This window comes from Pseudochrobactrum sp. B5 (genome assembly GCF_001939785.1).
Taxonomy (GTDB): Bacteria; Pseudomonadota; Alphaproteobacteria; order Rhizobiales; family Rhizobiaceae; genus Pseudochrobactrum; species Pseudochrobactrum saccharolyticum.
In genome coordinates, this window is record NZ_MOYL01000005.1 from 295,839 (window position 1) to 314,661 (window position 18,823).

15 protein-coding genes are annotated in these 18,823 nt (G+C 50.6%); 4 read left to right on the top strand and 11 right to left on the bottom strand.

The genetic code is table 11. The features are described 5' to 3' along the window. Positions 1-3 precede the first annotated feature (3 nt). Both BKD14_RS15610 and BKD14_RS15615 read right to left on the bottom strand, forming a co-directional pair. Positions 4-1,632, bottom strand: coding sequence for an MFS transporter (locus tag BKD14_RS15610; RefSeq protein WP_075657176.1), 1,629 nt, complete (start codon positions 1,630-1,632; stop codon positions 4-6). A gap of 248 nt (positions 1,633-1,880) precedes the next feature. Beyond that, the gene (locus tag BKD14_RS15615; RefSeq protein WP_075657130.1) at positions 1,881-4,088 is read right to left on the bottom strand and encodes a TonB-dependent receptor; all 2,208 of its coding nucleotides are present in this window, start codon (positions 4,086-4,088) and stop codon (positions 1,881-1,883) included. 327 nt (positions 4,089-4,415) lie between these two features. Between BKD14_RS15615 and BKD14_RS15620 the strand changes: the two genes are divergently transcribed. Next, positions 4,416-5,531 carry a hypothetical protein gene (locus BKD14_RS15620; RefSeq protein WP_075657131.1) on the top strand — a complete coding sequence of 372 codons (1,116 nt, stop codon included), beginning with the start codon at positions 4,416-4,418 and terminating at the stop codon, positions 5,529-5,531. A gap of 40 nt (positions 5,532-5,571) precedes the next feature. On the opposite strand, the gene nadE is transcribed toward BKD14_RS15620, so the two are convergent. The 4 genes from nadE to asnB form a co-directional block, all read right to left on the bottom strand. Continuing rightward, the gene (gene nadE, locus BKD14_RS15625; protein WP_075657132.1) at positions 5,572-6,564 is read right to left on the bottom strand and encodes an NAD(+) synthase; all 993 of its coding nucleotides are present in this window, start codon (positions 6,562-6,564) and stop codon (positions 5,572-5,574) included. After that, positions 6,557-8,119 (bottom strand): class I adenylate-forming enzyme family protein, encoded by a 1,563-nt coding sequence (locus BKD14_RS15630; protein WP_075657177.1) that lies wholly within the window; start codon positions 8,117-8,119, stop codon positions 6,557-6,559. Before BKD14_RS15630 ends, nadE begins: the two co-directional genes overlap by 8 nt. A 21-nt stretch (positions 8,120-8,140) precedes the next feature. Then, positions 8,141-8,395: an acyl carrier protein gene (locus BKD14_RS15635; protein ID WP_022710621.1), complete on the bottom strand. Its 255-nt coding sequence runs from the start codon at positions 8,393-8,395 to the stop codon at positions 8,141-8,143. A gap of 156 nt (positions 8,396-8,551) precedes the next feature. After that, a complete protein-coding gene (gene asnB, locus BKD14_RS15640; RefSeq protein ID WP_075657133.1) occupies positions 8,552-10,480 on the bottom strand; it encodes an asparagine synthase (glutamine-hydrolyzing) in 1,929 nt (642 codons plus the stop codon). Between the two features lie 496 nt (positions 10,481-10,976). On the opposite strand from asnB, the gene BKD14_RS15645 reads away from it, so the two are divergent. The 3 genes from BKD14_RS15645 (at position 10,977) to BKD14_RS15655 (ending at position 13,805) form a co-directional block, all read left to right on the top strand. Then, positions 10,977-12,026 (top strand): ABC transporter substrate-binding protein, encoded by a 1,050-nt coding sequence (locus BKD14_RS15645; RefSeq protein ID WP_075657134.1) that lies wholly within the window; start codon positions 10,977-10,979, stop codon positions 12,024-12,026. Positions 12,027-12,231: 205 nt separating this feature from the next. Further along, entirely contained in the window at positions 12,232-12,996 is a 765-nt protein-coding gene (locus BKD14_RS15650; RefSeq protein ID WP_075657135.1) for an ABC transporter ATP-binding protein, read from the top strand. Beyond that, positions 12,993-13,805 (top strand): ABC transporter permease, encoded by an 813-nt coding sequence (locus tag BKD14_RS15655; RefSeq protein WP_022710625.1) that lies wholly within the window; start codon positions 12,993-12,995, stop codon positions 13,803-13,805. The genes BKD14_RS15650 and BKD14_RS15655 overlap by 4 nt, the downstream gene beginning before the upstream one ends. A 70-nt stretch (positions 13,806-13,875) precedes the next feature. Here the strand turns inward: BKD14_RS15655 and BKD14_RS15660 are convergent, their stop codons facing one another. The 5 genes from BKD14_RS15660 to BKD14_RS15680 form a co-directional block, all read right to left on the bottom strand. Beyond that, a complete protein-coding gene (locus tag BKD14_RS15660) occupies positions 13,876-14,127 on the bottom strand; it encodes a hypothetical protein (RefSeq protein ID WP_075657136.1) in 252 nt (83 codons plus the stop codon). A gap of 249 nt (positions 14,128-14,376) precedes the next feature. Beyond that, a complete protein-coding gene (locus BKD14_RS15665; protein WP_022709635.1) occupies positions 14,377-15,294 on the bottom strand; it encodes a c-type cytochrome in 918 nt (305 codons plus the stop codon). Then, positions 15,294-16,634, bottom strand: a complete 1,341-nt coding sequence (locus BKD14_RS15670; protein ID WP_075657137.1) for a cytochrome c — start codon at positions 16,632-16,634, stop codon at positions 15,294-15,296. The genes BKD14_RS15665 and BKD14_RS15670 overlap by 1 nt, the downstream gene beginning before the upstream one ends. Positions 16,635-16,827: 193 nt before the next feature. Next, positions 16,828-17,661 (bottom strand): 3-mercaptopyruvate sulfurtransferase, encoded by an 834-nt coding sequence (gene sseA / locus BKD14_RS15675; RefSeq protein WP_245293658.1) that lies wholly within the window; start codon positions 17,659-17,661, stop codon positions 16,828-16,830. Positions 17,662-17,788: 127 nt separating this feature from the next. Then, the gene (locus BKD14_RS15680) at positions 17,789-18,352 is read right to left on the bottom strand and encodes a hypothetical protein (RefSeq protein WP_245293659.1); all 564 of its coding nucleotides are present in this window, start codon (positions 18,350-18,352) and stop codon (positions 17,789-17,791) included. Between the last annotated feature and the right edge of the window lie 471 nt (positions 18,353-18,823).

The window sequence follows — 18,823 nt, forward strand, 5'->3', positions numbered from 1 at the left end:
CAATCAGGTGATTTCAATATGCGGTTTCAGCGGCATATCATCATGCAAAGGCACAGTCTGGCGCTCGATCATACGATGAACGCGCGGTTTTTCCGGCCCTTTATGCAGCGACAGTAACTTCTCGGATACCGCAGCATCCGCATAGGTACGGCGCTGATTATGGCGGACATATTCCACCCATGTCGGCACATGATAAGTCTCTGTCCAAATGTCCGGATTTTCCAGATCACGCAGCAATGCCCATTGCTGTGCTCCGTCACGAATGCGGATACGGCGGCGCGCGGCCATCGCCTCCAGAAAGGCATGAACATTATGATGCTCGATATGATAATCCACCATCACCATAATCGGACCACTGCGTGGGCGGATATCCAGACGCAATTGCGGCTCGGAAAAAGAATTGAGTGGATCAAGATTGAGCTTGTCGAATTCCGGCAGTTTAAACACCAGACCAACCAGCGCTCCGCCTACCAGCGTGAAGGCTGCAACGCTTAAAGCCGTTTCAGCGCCGTAACCATCAGCCACGGACCCCCACAGCCAGCTACCAGCGGCCATGCCGCCAAAAGTAGCAGTTTGATAAAGCGCCAAAGCACGTCCCACCACCCAGCGCGGCGTGGACAATTGCACAGTCACGTTGAACAGCGACAAAGCCAGCACCCATGACGCACCGGCAGGCAGCAATAACAGGCAGCTTAAAATAACCGAATGACTATAAGACAGCAGATAAACGCTGATACCAAAAGCAATAAACGCACCGCGCACAATGGTTTCATTGGCGAATTTCTCGCGCAGTTCACCGGAGGTGAATGCACCGGCAATCGCACCAAGGCCGAATGCGCCGAGCATAATACCATAGGTCAGCGCCGTTCCCTGCACCAGATCGCGTGCAACCAGCGGCAGCAAAGCCAGAACAACAATGGCGGACAGGCCGAAAAGAAAACCGCGAAACATCACCTTGATCAGATTGGGCGACATGGAAACATAGCGAAGACCGGCGGAAACGGCACGACCAAAGGTCTCACGCGGCAGCGTGGATTGTGTCACCTGCGGCTTCCAGCGCAGCAGCGCAACAATCAACGGAATATAGCTGACAGCATTGATGATAAAGGCAAAAGCAGCACCGGCAACGGCCACGATAAAACCACCGATCGCAGGGCCGATACTGCGCATGGCATTAAAGCTCATGCTGTTGAGCGCCACCGCTCCCGGCAAATCAGAGCGTGGCACGATATCACCCATCGAGGCCTGCCATGACGGATTATGCAAGGCTCCGCCGCAGCCGATCAGGAATGTAAAACTCAGCAAAAGCCATGGCGTAAGCCAGCCCATATAGCCAAAAATCGCCAGCATCAGCGACACCAGCAGCATCATAAATTGGGCAATCAGCATGATACGGCGGCGGTCAAAATTATCAGCTAAAGCACCGGCAAACAGCGAGAAAAACATCACCGGCAAAGTGGTGGAGGCCTGTACCAGCGCCACCATATTGGAGGATTGCGCGATGGTCGTCATCATCCAGCCTGCACCGACAGTCTGGATCAGCCCGCCCAGATTGGAAGCAAGCGTTGCAGTCCATAAAGAGCGAAAAGCTTTATGTTTAAACGGGGCTAAAGGGGATACACTTTGCGACACCGCAGAATTTCCTATCTGAAGCAGATGCTCCATCATGCATGGTTCGGTGTAATAATCACACTGAAAAATTCAAACAGCCTGTAAAATCAATGTGCAAGCTGCCAGCGAACCTTATGCCCGTACCATAGGCAACATTGAAAAAAGACGTACTGGCTATTTTGACGCAACTGTGAAATTTTTTCTTCAAACAATAAAAAAACCGCCGGAACTTGTCCGGCGGTTTTTGTAATCAGACTATCTGGCAAAGATCAGAATTTGGCACTGGCACCGAATATAAAGCTGCGGCCTTTTCCTGAATATTCATTCTCACCCAATGGCCCCGACACAGCGACGCGGTAATTCCTATTGGCCACATTCTCAACCGAGAAGAACAATTCCGCATTTTCCTTCAGCTTATAAGAGCCATAGAGATCATAGAGAATATAGCTTGGCAGTGCGAATTTCTGGCCAAAATCTGTACCAAATCCGGCATAGCTGCTTTTGCCGAAATAACGTGCCTGCGCACCCAAAGTCAGTTTCTCGTCAAACACACGGAAACCTGCATCAAGCGTGCCATACTGATCCGGTATCATGAAGGCATCACCATTCCCTGCACCGGCACCCTCACCGATCGGCTGATCCGTCTTGGCTTTGGTATAAGAAACATTGGTATAGAAAAAGCCGAGATCGTAACTGCCTTCAATCTCCCAGCCATACATTTTGGTAATGCCCGGACGGTTGATCCACATTGCTGTCGGGCCGCGATTAGGCACATTAACAAAATCATTGACGACGAAATTCTCTATGGAATTGTGGAAGAAGCCGGTTTTGAGGCGGAACTTGTCATCGCTGCGCAGTAAACCGTCTTCTGTGAAGTTCACCCCGATATCCCAGCCTTTGCTATATTCCGGCTCAAGATTGAGATTATTGGCAATACCACTGCCGAGCCCTGCACCGATCGGGATCAGCGAGAAGAACATTTCCTGCACCGTCGGCGGGCGGGAAGTATGGGCATAGGTCGCATATAGCTCCAGCCCGTCATAAGGCTGCGCGGTCAGAGAGACTTTCGGCAACCATTTGCCGCTGCTGCGCTCAATATCCTTGTTGCCGCAGACAGGTCCGCCAGCAGGACAATCCCCTGTGCCTGCCGCATAGGCAGGCTGATAACCTTCAACATTCCAGTGGTCGTAACGCAGACCGCCGGTCAGCGTAAAAATATTCCACGACAAAGTTGCGTCGGTAAAACCGCTGGATTTCTTTAAGCTACCCGGAGGGTTCGCACCGCGATATCTGTTGATGACATATTCATCGCTGCCAAAAGACCCGCCATAGAACAGTTTGAGCTGTACATCATCACTCAGCATTGTTTTGCTGGTATTGGAAATGTCAAAACCATAGCCACGATCATCGGTTTTGCGTCCGCGATAGCTGCCGCCGGTCGCCGCATAATCCATATTGGTGCGGTTATAATAGGCATTCACCTTCAGATCGATCCAGTCATTATCATCCGGCGTATAGGCATAATTGGCCGTGTAAGACGCGTTCTTCAGATCCTGCTCGTAATTGGCATAGGTAAACCGGTTCTCATACCAGCGCGCACCAAGTTTAAGATTATGCTCGGCGGATGGTGCAATTTCAAATTTGACCAGCCCGCCCCCCGGACGGTTGGTAGCATCGCGCCCGCTATCGACATAAACACCGTCACCATTTTTAAATGTACCGTAAGACGTGCGTGCAAAAGCACCGAGAATACTGACATTGCTGGATTTATCATTGTTCAGATTGGCACGCGCGGCACCTGCCAGCATACCCGAGCCGCGGAACCCGTTGGTTCCGGCTTTCCAGCGTGTCAGCACGCCGACATCACGCCCCGGCAAAACAATATCGTCAAAATCAAGTGTGCGGAAATTTGCGGCGCCGCTCAGAGTCCCCATACCGGCGGCGCCTCCCACGGCACCTTTGCTCACATCAATGCCGCCAAGCAGTTCCGGCTGCACATAGAGCAAGGTACCGCCGGATGAAGCATGGCCTGCTACATTGCGGAATGTTTGCGGCACACCATCAATCATCGCATTCACACGGCCGAAACCGCTCATTCCGCGAATATTCACCTCAATGCCGGGCTGACTGGATTGCTGACGGGTGAATACACCGGGTGTCGAGCGCAATGCCGCTTGCAGATCGCCGCCAAAACGCTGCTGCAGCGCATCACTGCTTACAGAGCTGACTGGTGCGGGTGTGCGATATATTCCGTCACCCTGAGCAAATGGCCCGTTCAAACCACCGGTCACTGTAATTGTTTGCAGCTGTGTGGCACTCTCCGCAGCTTTATCTTTTGCCGCATCCTGTGCGGTTGTTTCCCGCTGCTGTGCCGCAGCCATACCTGTAAAAATTCCGAGACCGGCAATGCTCAAACCCGTAAGGCTCAAAATCGTACCGGCAAAAGATGCGCGCAGACAGTGCCTGACAACAGACATAGTACCCCCTTTGGCAGGCAGACGTCGTCTGTCCTGCCATGCATAATCATGACAAGTTTTGAAAAGCAGCAATTGAAGAGTAAGTTTCGCTCTTATGCCTCGGGAATAATAAACTTGATAAAAAGAGTCAAGTTTATCTTCATCACAATTTTCTGTGGGACAGTCCCAACATTTAAGTAAAAGATTCTAAAGGGTTTATCCCGCATAGTATGATTATCAACCAAGAGCCAAGCGACAGCTGTCAGCAGCAGAAGCGGGAAGCAGAGCAGGTATAATGCGCAGATGAATGTGCAGAATGTCAGACTCTAACGACGGGATAAACTGACCATGACTGAAATCCGATCCTTAGCAGAAGCGGATATACCGGTAGTCGCTAAGCTTTTTCAAAAAATATTCCGGAAAAGCGACAAGGAACCGTCTGCTGAACTGATCGCCTATCTTCAGCGGCTTTATATCCGTTTTGCCGGAGAGACGGTGCCAGCCTCCAAAGTTCTGCTCGATAAAAACGGCAATGTCAGCGGCTTTCTCGGCGTGAATTATTTTGATTATTTTTGTGAGGCGACCAATAAAACACTGCGCACCGCCATTGTCAGCACATTGATGGTTGAGGATCATCAGCATAATCCTCTGGGTGGTGTCAAACTGATGCGCAGTCTGCAAAAAGACGGTTATGATCTGATGATAACCGAAACAGCCAGTGAGGTTGCAGCAGCGATCTGGAAAAAACTGGATGCGGTTCAACTCACCAATTACAGCCTTGACTGGTTGCGGATTATTCGCCCGCTCGGCTTCATGACAGAAATCGCAGGCAGCAAGCTCAAACCTCTCGCAATGCTGCAACCCTTCGCCCGCAAATTTGATGATCGCAAACGCAATGCCATGCATGGCAAAAGCCTGCGCTGGTCAGCCACACCATCGGATTGGCCAACGGCTCAGCAACTGACCTGCACGGATATTGATGCAACAGAATTTGCTGAGCTCTACCAGCATTACGCGCAAAGCTTTTCCTGCCGGCCGCAATGGAATACGGAGCAATTGCTGAACCGTCTGGAAGATGCCGTGCAAAAGCCTGAATATGGCAAGGCCTATATGGTCAAAGCGGGTACTAAATCCGGCAAAAATCTCGGCCTTTTTCTCTATCACTTAGAGTCTGGCAAAACAGCGCGTGTGCTGGAATTCTTCAGTGACCCGAAAGCAGCAAGCCAGATGATTGATACGCTGATCCACCATGCAGCCTCCAACGGCGCTGTCGCCATTCGCGGACGCACACAACCGGATTTGATGGAAGCGATGCTCGGGAAACGCATTGCTTTCACTCATTTATGTTCAACGATGGTCTGGGCGCAGGATCCGGCTTTATTGCCGCCTTTTGTTGAAGGAAAAGCCTTACTGAACGGCCTTGCCGGAGAATTCTGGAACAGGCTCTATGCCAATCCGCTTTAAACACTGACAAAAAAAGCCGCCTGAAAAGGCGGCTTTCTCATTATGACAGGAAGTCCTTAACCGGCTCAACCAAGAGCGGCGGCTCATGCAGCGCTTTGGTGGTTTTGCGTTTAGCCGCAATATCCGCCCAGACATGCTGCACCTGATCTTCACCCAGATTGGTGGCTTTTGCAGTATTTGCCGCGCTGATATTGTGATTGAGCGCGTAAAGGCAAAGATCCATCAGATTATATGGCAGGGAGAAGTAGAACTCTTCCTGTGTCTGCGCCAGCGAGAAAGTATCCGTTGTCGGCGGACGCTGACGGATTTCTGCAGGCACACCCAGATAGTCTGCAAGCTGATAGACCTGCGTCTTATAGAGATGAGCAATCGGCTTCACATCCGCCGCACCGTCACCGTTCTTCACGAAGAAGCCCTGATCATATTCCAGCCGGTTCGGCGTGCCGACAACCGCAAAATTCAGACGATCCGCGTGATAATATTCAAACTGCTTGCGGGTGCGCTGCTTCATATTGGTAGCAGCAACAATGCCTAAATAGGCTTCCGGTGTCAGGCGGATTTTTTCCTGCAGACCATCCGGTGACTGCACCACCAGCGAGGAAATATTATAGCCGCCATTTTCAGAAGCATTATTGATCACCAGCTTCGACGCCCAGCCCTCTCCGTAAGCAGGCACAACCGAGCGGATAAAATCATCACGGCGGCGATAGCAGCCCATGGCAGCCAAGGCAGGGCCGATATCCTCAATCACTGTCTGTACACCAAAGGTGCCTGCAAGCTTTTGCCCCAGCGCCAGTGACAGCGGGTCGGAATCATTTTCCGGCATAAAAATACCGAAGACTTTATCCGCACCGACAGCGCGCACAGCCAGTGCCGTACTCACGCTGGAATCGATACCGCCGGAAATACCGACAACCAGACCACGGCGGCGCAGACCGCGCAGCTGACGACGCAAGGCAGCGGTGATTTTCTCCACCTCAGCTTCCGCATCAATCACCATCGTCTGTGCAGAAAATTCTTGAATCTTATTCATCCTGAAACTGCCTGTATTGTTTGGCCAATATTTCCGCCGCAAGACGACGGCTGACTTTACCTGTATCGGTTCGCGGCAATTCATCCGTAACCAGAACAAAAACCGGAACCATATAATCTTCCAGATGCTGGCGGCAGAACCGGATAATCTCCTTATCAGTCAGTTCTGCATCTGCGGTGGTCACCATTGCGGTGATCGCCTGCCCCAGCATTGTATCAGGCACACCGGCTACAACAGCCTCCCGAATAGCGGGATGCGTGTAAAGCACAGTCTCTACCTCTTTCGGCGGTACTTTTTCTCCGCGCGATTTGATGATGTCGTCCTTGCGTCCGACGAAATAATAATATCCGTCTGCATCCATACGCAGCAGATCACCGGTATGCAGAACCTTTTCCCACGGATTACGCCCGCTTCTCAGCACCGCAGCACTGGCCTCGGGATTGTTCCAGTAGCCCTGCATCACATTCGGCCCGCGTATCACCATTTCACCGGCTTCACCCACAGGCACCGGTCCGCCTTGTTCATCGATCAGATAAACTTCGCTATTCGGCAGTGCGATACCCACCGATTCCGGCTTCTCGCTGATCATATGCGGCGGCAGCCATGTGCAGCGTTTGCATTCTGTCATGCCATACATGGAATAAATTTCTGCATCCGGCACAATGCGTTGCAGAAACTCGATATGCGGCACCGGCAATTGTGCGGCAGTGTTGGTAACATAGCGCAGATCGGGCAGAAAACCGGATGTCAGATCACGCATCTGCATCATAATCGCAGACATTGTCGGTACGATAGGAAATCCGGTTACCTTCTCCGCGCGCATCATATCAAACACCGCCTGCGGAAAGGCAAAGGACTTTTCCAGCACCAGCGTTGCGCCGAGCTTCACTGTCATCAGCAACTGATACAGTCCGTAATTGAAAGACAGCGGCAATACAGAGAGGATAATATCATCAGCTGTATTTTTCAGCAGCCCTGTCAGAGAGGTCGCTGCCGCCTCAATATTGCGATGTGTCATCATCACGCCTTTGGGGCGCCCCGTTGAGCCGGATGTATAAATCAGCATGGCCAGATCAATATCAATGCCACCGCTGATAATTTCAGCCTGATTTTCCTGCGGCTCAACTGCAGTCTCGAATAGCAGATGCGGACGCTTGGAACGGCTCGGGCCTTTAACGGCAATCAAAGCCGGTATTGCAGCAAAAGCCTCAGCCTCATCAACAACCGGCAATAATTTAGCCTGTGTCAGCAGAGCAGAGGGCGTGCAGTCGTTCAGAATATAACCGAGCTTATCTGCTTTGGTTGACGGATTCACCAGTGTGAAAACCGCGCCGGCCTTCAGAATAGCAAAAACCGATACCGCTGCCTGCCAGCAATTATCCATGAAAATGACAACGCGATCCCCGCGCTGTACATTCTGCGCCCGCAGACTATGCGCCAAAGCCTCGGCTTTGGCATTAAATTCCGCATAGGAAAGACGTACCTGTCCGGTTACCAGCACAGTCTTGTGGCCGGTATTGTGTGCATGGAATTTAAGATGGTTCTCGATACGCATCATCGGACAGATTGCCTGCTATCAGGCAGCTTTGCGGGCAGTTACATAGGCAGTGATTTTTGACAGGCTGTCGAGATTAGCCGGAACAATATCTGCATCCGCCATTTTGATCCCGAAGGCCTCATCAATGAAAGCAATCAGTTCCAGCACGCCTGTGGAATCCATCACATCATTGTCGATCAGCGATGCATCATCTTCCAGCGCATAATCCGTGTCGCCGAAAAGAAAATTTTCAATAATGAACGCACGTAAGCGGTCTTTGATCGTATCACTCATGCTCATATCCTGTTTCGATCATTTCTGACACTCCCAGAGCTGCCGCAGCAACAATCTGAGAATACTCTAATGAAGTCCGTAAAATACTATACTTTATTCGCTGTCTTAACACATAACTTTGACAGTAAAGTCTATAAGATTCTTAAATTTTCCGAACTAGCTCAGTAAACTTGTAAATTTTTTCAGCCATATTTGTGTAGAAAGCACACCGACATAGGCTGTATTGTCACGAAAGCCAGTCAGACCTTGTTCTTTATTCTTATTGTATAATTTAGATACGGCTTTAGCGTTAAAATAGCCGCTTTCCTCAATGCGGTTTTCACTCATCAGGTCACGGACATATTCCTTCTCACCCTTTCCGGTGAAAGAATGACTGTCCGGCGCACGATAAGGCTGTTTCTGCCGCTGTAAAACTTCCGCCGGAACACGCTGTTTTGCAACACGGCGCAGCAGATATTTCTCGGTCAGCCCATGCAGCTTCAGCGACGGATGCAGCCTTGTTGCAAATTCAGACAGGCGACAATCCAGAAACGGAAAGCGCGTTTCCACACCATGCGCCATAGCCATACGATCTCCCTGACTGGAGAGAATATAGGATGGCAGCAGAAAACGACACTCCAGATATTGCGCCTGATGCAGCTCATGCCAGTGCCCGAACCGCTCCGGCAGTTTGGAAGCCAGCTCCTCACCCGCATCATAATCGCCGAGTTTCCGTTTCAGATCGCCGGAGAAAAACAATTTGGCAGCACTTGTCGCCTTAAAACGCGGCCGGTGCGAATAAAGCGGATCCGCCATATCAGTGCCGTGAATACCGAAAAAAGCAGCCAGAGTTTCCGGTGTCTGTGCTTTTAAGCCGGGCAAATAAGGATAGAGCTTGCGAAACAGTTGCGGCCTGATGTGCGATTGCGGTTGCCGCGCGCAAAAACGGCGGACTTTTGCCTCGCGGAAAATATCATAGCCGGCAAAGACCTCATCCGCGCCTTCACCGGTCAAGACCGCTTTCATGCCGCTTTCCCGCACCAATTGTGCAAGACGATAAAGCGGCGCCGGTGCCGTGCGCACCAGCGGTACTTCGGCAGCCTGAATAACATCGGGAAAAATCACTGCAATATCATCTTCCGCGATAGAGATCGAATGATGTTTTGTATGCAATGCCTGCGCCACCATTTGCTGATAGCGGCTTTCGTCATAATCCGCCTGCTCGAAGCCCACGGAGAAACTATGCAATTCACCTTTTGTCAGCGGCTGCGCAAAAGCAGCAATCAATGATGAATCCAACCCGCCGGAAAGATAAGTGCCGACAGGCACATCTGCCTGAATACGCAGATTTGTGGCATCCTGCAGCAAAGCTTCCAGTTCTTCTGCGGCAGCATCTGCATCATGAATGACGGCGGCATCATCCCGATCCGGATAATCCAGCGTCCAGTAACGCTGCATTTTCATGCCGTTTTCGTCACAGATCATCATATGCGCTGGTTCAAGCTCATAAATTTTACGGAAGGCTGTGCGCGGCGCAACCGGTGCCCAGAGCGTAAAAATCTGATCCAGTGCAACCGGATCGAGCTCCGCCTGTACTGATGGCACGCGCAGCAATGCCTTGATCTCCGAAGCGAAATATAACACCCCGTCCGCATGGGTGTAGAAGAGCGGACGCACACCCAGCCGGTCGCGGGCAATGAACATGCGCTTTAACTGCACATCCCATAAAGCAAAGGCAAAATCACCATTCATAAAGCGAAGGCAATCCGTGCCATAACGGGCATAAAGATGCAGGATCACTTCCGTATCGCTATGGGTGCGAAACTGTGCGCCCTGTGCTTCCAGATCACGGCGCAGTTCTGCATGATTAAAAATCTGACCGTTGAAAACCAGCACGTAGCGCTGATCGGCCATTGTCATCGGTTGCTGACCGTCGCTGATCCCGACAATGGACAAACGTTTATGCGCCAGACCTGCCCCATTCAGAACAACAGCGCCCTGCTCGTCAGGGCCGCGATGAGCAACGGCATCTGCCATGCGGCGCAGTAAAATCTCCGGCGCCTGATCTGTTTTTATCTGCCCGACATAGCCTGCTAATCCGCACACGATAACGCTCCCGCTGACATAGGCGGCAATAGCAACCGGAAAAATCCGGACTTGCCAGCAAAAGCCCGCCTGACATAATCTTGTATCGCAGAGTCTGCCTTGTGACCAAACAACATTTTCACGAACAGGGCAGCACGATAAGAAATGTCAGTTTAATATTAACAAACAGCATTTTGCACGCTCATAGATGAGAAGCACATGCAACGACTCTGCTTTCACAGATCTGTTATGCCTGTCCCTGCACCACAAAGCTCATTCAAAATTTTTATGCCGGACAACAATTAAAATCGCTGTTTCCGTTCACAATTACGAGGAACAAACAGCTATCTGACTGCTTTTAACTTCAAATCCCGATGAATTTGCTCTACAAGAACGCACGAAATCATTGCAAAAAATTCCATGTCTTTGCGTAATAAAGCGTCGGGCACGGACAGCGGATCATCGGATATTGTCGCTTATAACAATACACCTGACCGCTTTTGGTAAGGATATACAGATGCAGAAATTCCAGCTCTCCCGCCGTCAGACTCTCGCAGGGCTCAGCGCAGCCGGTGCCATGACTGTGCTGGGTGCTCCTTTTTCTTTAAGTGCCAGAGCCGAAAGCACACAGGTTAAAGCCGTGCTCGGTATTATCCGCCTTGCCAGTCAGGCACCAAGCTTCATCGCGCAGGAACGCGGCTATTTCAAAGCCGAAAACCTCGATATGGAATTCAAATATTTTGAAGCTGCACAGCCGATGGCCGTAGCCATTGCCGGTGGCGATGTTGATTACGGCGTTACAGCCATGAGCGGCGGCCTGATCAATCTCGCCGAAAAGAATGCGGTAAAAGTCATCGGTGGTTCACTGCAGGAAGAAAAAGGCCTCGCTGGTCAGATCATTCTTGCTTCAAACAAAGCCTATGAAGCAGGTCTCACCGAGCCTAAGCATCTGGCAGGCAAGAGCTTTGGCATTACCACTGCCGGTTCGTCCTTCCACTTCATGGCTTACAAAATTGCCAAGGCTAACAATATTCCGCTGTCTGAAATCACTCTGCGCCCGTTGCAGAAGGTCGGCGCTGTTGTCGGCGCTCTGACTTCCGGCCAGATTGATGCATGGGCTATTCAGCCAAGCATTGCCAAGAAGATGATTGCAGAAGGCGCGGCAAAGCAGATCGGGCTGGTCTCTGATGTTGCGCCGGATTATCAGGTGACAACTGTTTTCACTTCCACCAAAAATGCTGCGGAAGAACGGGCGAAAACAGAAGCTTTCATCCGCGCTTATTCCAAAGCCATTGATGATTACAATGCGGCTCTGGTCGACAAAACCGCCTCTGCGGAAGAAGTCGATGCGATTGCCAAGATCACCCATAAATATGTGGAAATGGATTTGCCGTTCGATCAGGCCAAAACCAATCTGGTCAATGGCGCAATGCGTATCAACAAGGGTCTTGCCCTGTCTCTTGCCTCTGTCACTGAACAGCTCAACTGGTTCAAAGACGAGAAGATGGTAAAAGACACCATCACCCCTGAAATGCTGTTTGACACCAGCTACGTCAAAACCATCTGATTTTCTATTCTGAGCCGGTTCTTTTGTTCAACCGGCTCCCCTCCGCGAAATATCAGGGCCCGTAGCGATCGAGTATTTCTAGCTTGTTTTAATTTATAGAAATACTCGATCTTTTTGTTATTACGTGTATCTTATCCGAAACCGCTTCACACTTTTCGGGATACACTTTAACCCTGCCGCCCTGACAAGAAGAAGTAAAAACTGCATGGATTTGCTGTTAAAAAATGTAGGCCACCATTACGGCAAGGTCGAAGTTTTGCGTGATATCACGCTTGAAATCAATCAGGGGCAGATCGTCTGTCTGATCGGCCCTTCCGGTTGCGGCAAATCCACTTTGCTCCGTTTTATCGGCGGTCTTGAACAGCCGACATCCGGTCAGGTTCTGCAAGTCGGGGAACCTTCCCCGTCCTCTCTCAATCCGCTGACCTATGTTTTCCAGCATTTTGCATTGCTGCCTTGGCGCACGGTTGCCGGTAATATCCGCTTGGTGCTGGAAGATCACAAATTATCCGCCAAAGAGATGGATGCAATCATCAGTGATGTGCTGGCACGCACCCGTCTCTCGGATTTTGCAGATGCCTATCCCAAACAGCTCTCCGGCGGCATGAAACAGCGCGTTGCCATTGCCCGTGCACTGGCTGTGCGCCCTGATGTCATGCTGATGGATGAGCCGCTTTCCGCACTCGACAGCCAGACCCGCGAATTGCTGATGGACGATCTGGTATCGCTCTGGACGCGCCAGCCTTTCACCGCTGTCTATGTCACCCATAATCTGGCTGAAGCCGTGCGCCTCGGCCATAAGATTGTGGTGCTGTCCCGCCGTCCGGGGCGGATCAATCAGGTTGTGACAATCGACACGCCTCTCGATCAGCGCCATCTCGCAGACCCTATACTGGATGCCAAGCAGCAGGAACTATGGGCTCTTATGCGCGATGAAGCGATGGCTGCGGATCAGGAGCTGCTGAAATGACAAAACCATCAGATAACCAGACAATCATCACCCGTCCTGTACCCTTTCGCGGCGGCGGTTTTGCACCGGTGAAAGTACGTTTCATAGCGCCTTTGCTGTTTATTTCCTTGATTGCACTGGCTGAAATCGGCACCCGCACAGGTTTTATTTCTAATCTGACCTTGCCGCGTCCTTCTGCGGTGCTGGGCACTTTCTATCAGCTCTATGATACCGGCCTGCTCTGGCAACATCTGTTGCCGTCATTGCAACGACTGATTGTCGGCGCATCTATGGGGATTTTCGCCGGTGTGCTGCTCGGCACAATGATCGGACTGTTCTCCTATGTCCGTGCCGGTCTGGTACCGCTTGTCGCCGCTATTTTCCCGATCCCGAAAATTGCTTTGCTGCCGCTGTTTGTGATCTGGTTCGGCATTGATGAAATGTCAAAATATGCGCTGATTGCATTCGGTACTTTCACCCCGACCGTCGTGGCAACCTATGGTGCGGTTGATAATGTGGATCGCAGCCTGATCCGCATGGGGCAAAGTTTTAATCTGCGCTGGTGGTCAATCATCCGCAAAATCGTGTTGCCCGGTGCCCTGCCCGGCATTCTGTCGGGCTTACGTGTTTCCATCGCCATCGCCATTATTCTGCTGGTTGCTGCCGAAATGCTCGGCGCGCAATATGGCGTCGGCGCCTATATTCTGGAAGCCGGTTCGCTCTATGATCTGGAGCGCCTGTTTGCCGGTGTTACTATCCTCTCCGTCATGGGACTGATTACCAGCTGGATGATCGGCAGGGTTGAACATTATTTCCTCAGCTGGCGCTGATCCGGCATAACAACAAAAAAGCGCGGACAATGAAACCTGTCCGCGCCTTTTTTGTATCTTGCTGAAGGGCTTATCCCTCAATCCAGCTTGCGCTGTTATCCGGTGACTGACAACCATAAGGCGGCAAAGTTTTTGTGCCGAAATTCTTTTTCAGCTGCATGCAACCCCAATGGCGGATCGGTGCAGGCATATAGGATTGCAGATCAATCCCAACTTCATCAAACGGATCTGTAGTATTGGTCACATAACTATACCAACGCTGTCCGGCAACAGCGATTGCAGCAATCACAACAATCAGAATAATTCGCAGCAGCTTATTCACGGGACCTCAAAATTTTATATTTTCCGCATAGCAAAGCAGCGGTTCAGAATGAGAAATCTGTTTGTCACCTAAATATCCCGCAAGCAAGAACAAAAAACCGGCAGCAATTTCTTGCTGCCGGTTTTTCCGATCACGCACCACACGCGATTATAGAGCATAATTCCTTAAACTTGGATCAGCTTAAGAAATTATGCTCTACTTTTAAAGTGTTAGAGCGACTTTTGTGCGCCCAGCGGGGCGCACGGCGCTCTAATAGCGGGCATCTTTCGGCTTTTTGCCATTCGGCCAGTCATTGACCTTACCGGCAAAATCCGGACGCGGCATATGTGTGAAATATTCAGACACATCAACCGCTTCCTGATCGGTCAGCACGCCACCCTGCCCGAGCATACCGTCCTGATGGACGCTGACCGGCATATTATATTTGACAAATGCCGCTGCCTTATAGGTACGCGCCATACCCGCACCAATGTTAAAGCTGTCATCGCCCCAAAGCGGCGGGAAGACATAATCACCGAACTGGTCTTTTTTGCCTTCACCGTCATTGCCATGACAAACGGCGCATTGGGTTGCATAAATCGCCTTGCCTTTGACAGGATCCGGCACCAGTGACTCATCAATTTTTCCGGCACCGGACACTTTCACCATATGCTCTTTCGGCAATCCTTGACCGAGCCATTTCATATAGGCAATCATAGCGCCCATTTCCTCGGACTTCGGATCAAGCGGCTTACCATTCATCGAACGCTGGAAGCAGCCATTGATACGCATCACCAGATTAACTTCCTTACCCGCACGCGGCATCACCCGCGGATAGAAATTATAGGAATTAATATAAGGCGCACCTTTATCCAGCTTACCCTGTGCCAGATGGCAGGAGTTACAATTCAGTCCCGCACCGACATTTTCCGGCAGTAAACGGGCTGTTTCATTGAGCAGGCGCTTGCCATACATAATGGCTTCCGCATCCGGTTCTTTGGCAATCAGATCATCGCTCGGGATCGTATATTTGCCAACGACTTTGCCTTCTGCATCCACCACATCATAGGTCGGCAGCGGCGGCGCATCCACCCGCGACGGCTTCACCAGAAATGTCCAGCCTGCGCCTGCAGCTGCGATTGTTACGACAAGTGCTGCAGCTGTACCGATCCAGAATTGCTTACTCATTATTTTGCCTCCGGAACATAATGCACAGGCTTGTGCTCAATCAGATGCCGCATGCGGGCAATATCGCTATCCTTGATGTGCGAACCGTGATTACCCCAACCATTACGGATAAAATTCAGAATATCCGCGATTTCCTTGTTGGTGAGATGGGCAAAGCCCGGCATCTTGAACACCATCGGATCATGCGGCGTGTCAGCCATCGCAGCACCATCCAGTGTCAGCTGGATCAGTGAGCTCGGATCTTCCGCAAAAACAATAGAATTACCGGCAAGAGCAGGGAAAACCCGTTCCGCACCACGACCATCCAGACGGTGACAGGCCGCACAATTATCCACATAACCAACGGCACCCGGAGCGGAGAAATCACCGGCACGCAGAGCTGCAGTTGTCACATCTTGCTTCGGTGTCCATTGCTGCGGATGACTGTCACGCGCAGGCAGGCTCTTCAGATAGCGGGCAATCGATGTCAGATCGTCATCCGTCAGATATTGGCTGCTATGGGCAACCACATCGGCCATACCACCAAAGGCGGCGGTGCGATCATTACGGCCGGTTTTCAGGAAGTCGGTAATTTCGGTTTCAGTCCATGTGGAAAGACCGGTGCCTTCATCACGCAGGTTCTTCGCATACCAGCCTTCAAGAACAGAGCCGGACAGGTAATTGCCCTTCTTGTCATCGCTGAGTGCAGTTTCCTGATAGCCGATACCACGCGGTGTATGGCAGGCGCCGCAATGGGCCAAACCTTCAACCAGATAGGCACCACGATCAATCATCGCATCCATACCGGTTGCCGAAGTAAATTCACGCGGCTGCGCAAAAGCGAGCTGCCAATAGGCCAGCGGCCAGCGCATATTCATCGGCCAAGGCAAAGTGGAAGCCTGATTTTCCTGCTCCACACTTTCCACGCGCGACATGAAATATGCATAAAGCGCTTTGATATCGTCATCTTTTACAACGACATAGGAAACATAAGGCATGGCCGGATAAAGCGCCACGCCATCAGGTCGCACACCACGACGTACAGCACGCTCGAAATCGCCGTAACTGTAATTACCGATACCGGTTTTCTTATCCGGCGTAATATTGGTGGAATAAATCGTGCCAAGCGGTGTCTGCATACCCAGACCACCGGCAAATTCCTTGCCGCCGGGTGCAGTGTGACAAGCAATACAGTCACCGGCACGGGCAAGATATTCACCTTGCTTAATCAGTGCCGGATCCTGAATATTAACGTCAGCTTCCTGTTTTGGTGCATACCAATGGTGCGATGTGACTGCGATAGCATAGCTTGCGCCAAACAAGCCCAGACCACATAGGACCAGTGTTTTAACAAGCTTCATGTTGAACTCCTGAGTCGTCTCTTCACCTCCATCTGAGACTGTCAGGAATGTTTCTCATTGATTCAGATCAATGACTTCATGCATTCACGATATTTACGTTCCAAAACATAGCCAATTACAAGAACAACAGTTTTCTATGGTGCAAATTCAAAGAAAATTATACCATTAACTGGCATTTACGCAGAAAAACCGCTCAGGTCACTGTGCCCCATTCTGTCCATGAACCGTCATACAGACGGACATTTTCATAACCCAGCAAATTGAGCGCAAGAAACAACACAGCGGCTGTCACACCTGAGCCGCAGGTTGTTACAACCGGCTTGTCTTTTTTCACACCCTGTGCTTCAAAAATTACCTTCATCGTATCAAGCGCTTTGAAAGCGCCGTCTTCTACGAGCGATCCGTAAGGCACATTGACAGAACCGGGAATAGAGCCGGAACGGACATTCGCACGCGGCTCTGGTACGGCACCGGTAAATCGTTCGGCCGAACGGGCATCCGTAATATGTGCTTTTGCATGTTTGGCAATCAGCACCATTTCTTCAATGAAGACAACTTTTTCACCGGCATAGACCGGTTTGAATGCAACAGGCTCTGGTGCGACTTTACCGCTCTCTGTTTCAAAGCGTTCAGCCTGCCATGCAGCAATACCGCCGCGCAGAATATGCAGTTTGTGCACGCCCATAATATGAAACAGCCACCAGACACGGGGCGCGGCAAACAAATCACCGGTTTCATAGATAACGATCTCATCATCAACGCTGATGCCCAGCTTGCCCACTGCATCCGCGAAAACTTCCGGTGAAGGAACAGTATGCGGAAAAGAAGAGCTCGGATCGACGATCTTATCCTGATCGAAAAAGACTGCGCCCGGAATATGAACCTGCTCAAATTCTTCACCGCAGATGCGTTTTGTCGCCGGCATATACCAAGAACCGTCAACGATTTTCAGACCGCCTGATTTCTGACGGTCTTTCACCCATTGCGACGATACAAAAATTTCTTCCGGAGTCATTTCATTCCCCATATGTCACTCATTCACACATAGAATATAAGTGTCTTTATCAATGGCAAGGAATGAATTGCAGAAATCTGTATGATCTCTGCACATTAGCTGTCTGTATCCGGTTACAGTGCTTCTTATGTCTGCGGGATTAACGCTCGCCGCCATATCCACGACGTTTCCAATCCTGAAGCGGCATAATATCAGGCATTCCGCCACCTGCCTCATACCAGGAATCGACAGCCCAGCTCTGTCCAGAGATATCTTTAATAACTGCAGTCCAGTGCGGATAACGGCCATCGATGAATGAACCGCGTGTCATTCGTTTAGCGACAGTATGATGCTTTAACCAACCGCGTGTTTCTAAGTAACGTAGGAAATTATCCGTGTTGATCGATTCATCAACACAATCCATCTGCCCTTTAATGCGGGCTTTGCCGAACTGCATTTTTGGTTTGTCACGAACACTGATAATTGCTGTGCTGCGCTCTTCAAATATTGCGACAGCCATCCGCAACGCTTTTCTCTCGTCATTTGCGCTACGAGTAGCCTTTTGTAACAGATTACGGATACGGCTCTCATCCTTTGAACTAAGCGTCACTTTGGTTCGGTAATAACAATCATAACCGTGACAGACACGAAAAGTTTGAGCTGATGCCATTTCCAACGGCAATATCAGGCTTACAAGAACACCGGCACACAATAGTTTAATCATTCAGGCACTCCGCATTCTTATAGAACCATCACAAATATCATTTTAATACTAAAAATTAATCCGACTGCCCAGAACCATAGCAATGCTTATAATCAGTAAAAGCGAATTTCTAAGTTCACTTTCCCCTCCCCCCTCTTTTCTCATTCGTATGTTTTAAACACAAAAAACTCCGCGCATATCTGCCGGAGCTTGGGGGGATTTATGAAATCTTGTTTCGGGATTGGTTTTTTGCGGGAGCATTTGTAGTTTTGTCTCCCGCTTTGTCGGCTTTGCCTCCTTGCGGGCCCCTGACTAGGCTTAAAATCTACGACCCGTTACCAAAAAAAATCCCGCTCGAAAAGCGGGCGGTTTGTTTTGTTGCGGGTTTGGCTATTTCCCGTTCGTCGTGCAATCGATATTGTATCGCTTGCTTTTCCTCCTCCGCCTTCAGGTTATGGGGCTGATGAGGTGAGAGCGTATAGAAATCGATTG

Coding starts and splice junctions, on each gene's coding strand:
- nadE (WP_075657132.1), bottom strand. CDS start 6,564: ATGAATAAGATTCAAGAATTTTCTGCACAGACGATGGTGATTGATGCG.
- sseA (WP_245293658.1), bottom strand. CDS start 17,661: ATGGGGAATGAAATGACTCCGGAAGAAATTTTTGTATCGTCGCAATGG.
- BKD14_RS15645 (WP_075657134.1), top strand. CDS start 10,977: ATGCAGAAATTCCAGCTCTCCCGCCGTCAGACTCTCGCAGGGCTCAGC.
- BKD14_RS15615 (WP_075657130.1), bottom strand. CDS start 4,088: ATGTCTGTTGTCAGGCACTGTCTGCGCGCATCTTTTGCCGGTACGATT.
- BKD14_RS15630 (WP_075657177.1), bottom strand. CDS start 8,119: ATGCGTATCGAGAACCATCTTAAATTCCATGCACACAATACCGGCCAC.
- BKD14_RS15655 (WP_022710625.1), top strand. CDS start 12,993: ATGACAAAACCATCAGATAACCAGACAATCATCACCCGTCCTGTACCC.
- BKD14_RS15635 (WP_022710621.1), bottom strand. CDS start 8,395: ATGAGTGATACGATCAAAGACCGCTTACGTGCGTTCATTATTGAAAAT.
- BKD14_RS15620 (WP_075657131.1), top strand. CDS start 4,416: ATGACTGAAATCCGATCCTTAGCAGAAGCGGATATACCGGTAGTCGCT.
- BKD14_RS15650 (WP_075657135.1), top strand. CDS start 12,232: ATGGATTTGCTGTTAAAAAATGTAGGCCACCATTACGGCAAGGTCGAA.
- BKD14_RS15680 (WP_245293659.1), bottom strand. CDS start 18,352: ATGATTAAACTATTGTGTGCCGGTGTTCTTGTAAGCCTGATATTGCCG.
- BKD14_RS15665 (WP_022709635.1), bottom strand. CDS start 15,294: ATGAGTAAGCAATTCTGGATCGGTACAGCTGCAGCACTTGTCGTAACA.
- BKD14_RS15670 (WP_075657137.1), bottom strand. CDS start 16,634: ATGAAGCTTGTTAAAACACTGGTCCTATGTGGTCTGGGCTTGTTTGGC.